We start from the raw sequence: 3,076 nt of genomic DNA, 5'->3' as shown, positions 1-3,076 counted from the left end.
GCTGTTCGCCGTCGCCGGTTCGCTGCTGACCCTGCAGACCCTGATCGACATGGCCGACGCCGTGCTGTTCATGCTCGCCGTCATCAACATCATCGGCCTCTACCTCCTGGCCCCCGTCGTCAAGCGCGAACTGAACTCCTTCCTGGATTTCGTGAAGAAGCGCGACGCCGGTGAGATCACCGGGGACGACGAGTCCGGCGACGACCAGGAGCCGGTGAAGACCACCGTCTGACCGCCCCCGCGGCCCGGCTCCCGAGAGGGCCCGTACACACCTCGCGCCTTGGTGTGGACGGGCCCTCTCACCATGCCCCAAGACAGAGTTTCCGCAGGTGAAATGGGCTATGGCGAGATCCCCGGAAGACGGTTAGGGTGTAAAGAACGCGTCAATGACCCGCTCGGAGCGGTCACTTCGGACGCGCGGTGTGCCGGGAAGTCTGGTCGGCGTCCCAGGGGCTCGTATGCCCTCAAGCCGATCCCCCGGAGGTCTCCCCGATGGCTGCCACGCCGCGCGAGCGTTCCCCCTTCCTCGGTGTGCTGCCCCTGCCGGAGCGCAACGCGGTGGCGCAGGCCCTGCGGACGGAAACGGTCGGCGGACTGGTGCTGCTGGCCGCGGCCCTGGTGGCACTGGTCTGGGTGAACACCCCGTGGGGTGACACCTACGAGCAGATACGCGACTTCCACTTCGGCATACCGGCGCTCGGCCTGGACCTCTCGGTCGGCCACTGGACCGCCGACGGACTGCTGACCGTCTTCTTCCTCGTCGCCGGCATCGAGCTCAAACGCGAACTCGTCGTCGGTGAACTGCGCACCCCCGCCACCGCCGCCCTGCCGGTCATCGCCGCCGTCTGCGGAATGGCCGTCCCCGCCGCGTTCTACGCCGTGACCGCCGCGGCGGGAGGCGGCAGCCTGGGCGGCTGGGCCGTGCCGATGGCCACCGACATCGCCTTCGCGCTGGCGGTCCTCGCCGTCCTGAGCACGCATCTGCCCGCCGCACTGCGCGCGTTCCTGCTCACCCTCGCCGTCGTCGACGACCTCGGCGGCATCCTCGTCATCGCGATCTTCTTCACCAGCGACCTGAACCTCGCCGCCCTCGGCGGCGCCTTCGCCGGCCTGATCGTCTTCTACGCCCTCCAGCGCTTCCGTGTCCGCGGCTGGTGGTGGTACGTCCCGCTCGCCGTCGCGATCTGGGCCCTGATGTACAACGGCGGCGTCCACGCCACCGTCGCCGGCGTGGCCATGGGCCTGATCCTGCGCACCACCCGCGACAAGAACGAGGCCGCATCGCCCGCCGAACGCACCTCCCACCTCCTGCACCCCCTCTCCGCGGGCCTCGCGGTGCCCCTCTTCGCCCTCTTCGCCTCCGGGGTCACCATCACGGCCACCTCCCTGGGCCAGGTGTTCACCGAGCCGGAGCCCCTGGGCGTCGTCCTGGGCCTGGTCGCGGGCAAGACCATCGGCATCTTCGCCGGCACCTACCTCGCCGCCCGCTTCACCCGGGCCCGGCTCAATCCCGACCTCGCCTGGGCCGACGTCCTCGCCCTCGCTGTCCTGGCCGGTATCGGCTTCACCGTCGCCCTGCTCATCGGCGAGCTGGCGTTCCCCTCCGACGCCGCCGCCGAACAGATCAAGGCGGCCGTCCTGGTGGGCTCGCTCATCGCCGCTGCTCTCGCGGCCCTCCTCGTCAAGCGCCGCAACGGGATCTACCGGCGCCTGTACGAGGAGGAGGAACGGGACGCCGACCAGGACGGCATCCCCGACATCTACCAGCGCGCCGGCACGCCCGGGCCCTGACAGCGCACCGGGCGACCCCGCCGTCGCCCTGCCGGCTTCATCCAGGGCCGCCGGCCGCCCGGACGGCTCGCTATCCGCGGTCCGGCGCCGGCCCGGCGCTGGCGTCCGAGGTCGTCCGGGGTGGCGAGGAGAGGATGTCGCGGGCCTGCTCGGCGGCGCGGACGATGCTCTCGGAGACGAAGTCGAGGAAGCGGGCGATGTTCTCCAGGCGATCGCCGGCCGGGGTGTGGGGGCCGAGGACGCCGACGCCCTGCCGGGCGGTGTCGACGAGCTGGGCGGTTGAGCGGGCGCTGGCCATCATCGACTGGTACCAGACGTCGTCGTCGACGATGTACCGCTCGCGGCGGCGTTCGTCGCGTTCCCGGCGGACAAGGCCCTGCTCTTCGAGGAACGCGATCGCCTTGGAGACCGATGCCGGGCTGACCTGGAGACGCTGGGCGAGTTCGGAGGCGGTGAGGGTGCCGTTGTCGGTGATGTAGAGGCAGGCCATCACGCGCGCCATCATCTTGGGCATGCCGGAGGCCATGAGGACGGTGGCGAACGTCTCCTCGTACTCGCGCACCGCCTCCGCGTCGCGCCCGTGCTCCTGAGGGAGCGCCCCCGGCCCGCGGGGGGCGGCCTGCCTGCGGCGGTGGGCGCGGCGTTCGGTGGCGCGGTGGGCGAGGTCGGCGCGGTAGGCGGTGGGGCCGCCGTTGCGCATCACCTCGCGCGTGATGGTCGACGTCGGGCGTTCGAGGCGTCTGGCGATCTCCGCGTAGGCGAGGCCGTCGGCCAGTCCCAGCGCGATCTGCTGGCGTTCGGGCTGGGTGAGCCTGCCTCCCGGCATCGCGGTCTCCTTCGTGTTCGGTGCTGACGTCTCCCCACAATAGCGTTCACCCCCAATCCATTGCAACGAACGGGGTGGTGTTGTTGCGTTAAGTGTCATCAACACTGCAACGATTTCAAGGACTTGACCTGCTGTTATGTCGATCGCGCGCAACAAGGTCGTTGTCGGACCTGCGAATGCAACGTAGCGTTTCTCCTGTCAGAAAGCAGCGGGCCGAAGGGGCCCGCAGCACCGATGAAGGAGAAACACCATGCAGACGTTCGCCACCCCCGCCCCCCTCTCCACCGTCCTCGACATCCCCTCGGGGCGTATCCAGTTCATCGCCGCCGACCGCACCGACACCACCGTCGAGATCCGCCCCGCCGACGCCTCCAAGAGCCGTGACGTGAAGGCCGCCGAGCAGATGAAGGTCACCTGCGGCGACGGCGTCCTGCGGATCGAGGCCCCCGAGGCGAAGAA

Annotated in this window: 3 protein-coding genes and 1 pseudogene; 3 read left to right on the top strand and 1 reads right to left on the bottom strand. The window is 70.1% G+C overall.

Features of this window, described 5'->3' with window-relative positions; translation table 11 throughout:
• A partial coding sequence (locus IEZ01_RS31975) for an alanine:cation symporter family protein (protein ID WP_189205215.1) occupies nucleotides 1–232 on the top strand: 232 nt, incomplete at its 5' end.
• Between the two features lie 260 nt (nucleotides 233–492).
• Nucleotides 493–1,791 carry a Na+/H+ antiporter NhaA gene (gene nhaA, locus IEZ01_RS31970; RefSeq protein ID WP_019891816.1) on the top strand — a complete coding sequence of 433 codons (1,299 nt, stop codon included), beginning with the start codon at nucleotides 493–495 and terminating at the stop codon, nucleotides 1,789–1,791.
• 70 nt (nucleotides 1,792–1,861) lie between these two features.
• Here nhaA and IEZ01_RS31965 read toward each other — a convergent pair whose 3' ends face one another.
• Nucleotides 1,862–2,617: a GbsR/MarR family transcriptional regulator gene (locus IEZ01_RS31965; protein WP_019891815.1), complete on the bottom strand. Its 756-nt coding sequence runs from the start codon at nucleotides 2,615–2,617 to the stop codon at nucleotides 1,862–1,864.
• Between the two features lie 250 nt (nucleotides 2,618–2,867).
• Between IEZ01_RS31965 and IEZ01_RS31960 the strand changes: the two are divergent.
• Nucleotides 2,868–3,076 (top strand): annotated as a pseudogene (locus IEZ01_RS31960) (DUF4097 family beta strand repeat-containing protein); the annotation flags it as partial.

The sequence above is a fragment of the Streptomyces purpureus genome (assembly GCF_014648195.1).
GTDB classification, from domain to species: Bacteria; Actinomycetota; Actinomycetes; order Streptomycetales; family Streptomycetaceae; genus Streptomyces; species Streptomyces purpureus.
The sequence above is the reverse complement of the archived record's forward strand: the minus strand, read 5'-3'. Positions and strand labels throughout refer to the sequence as shown.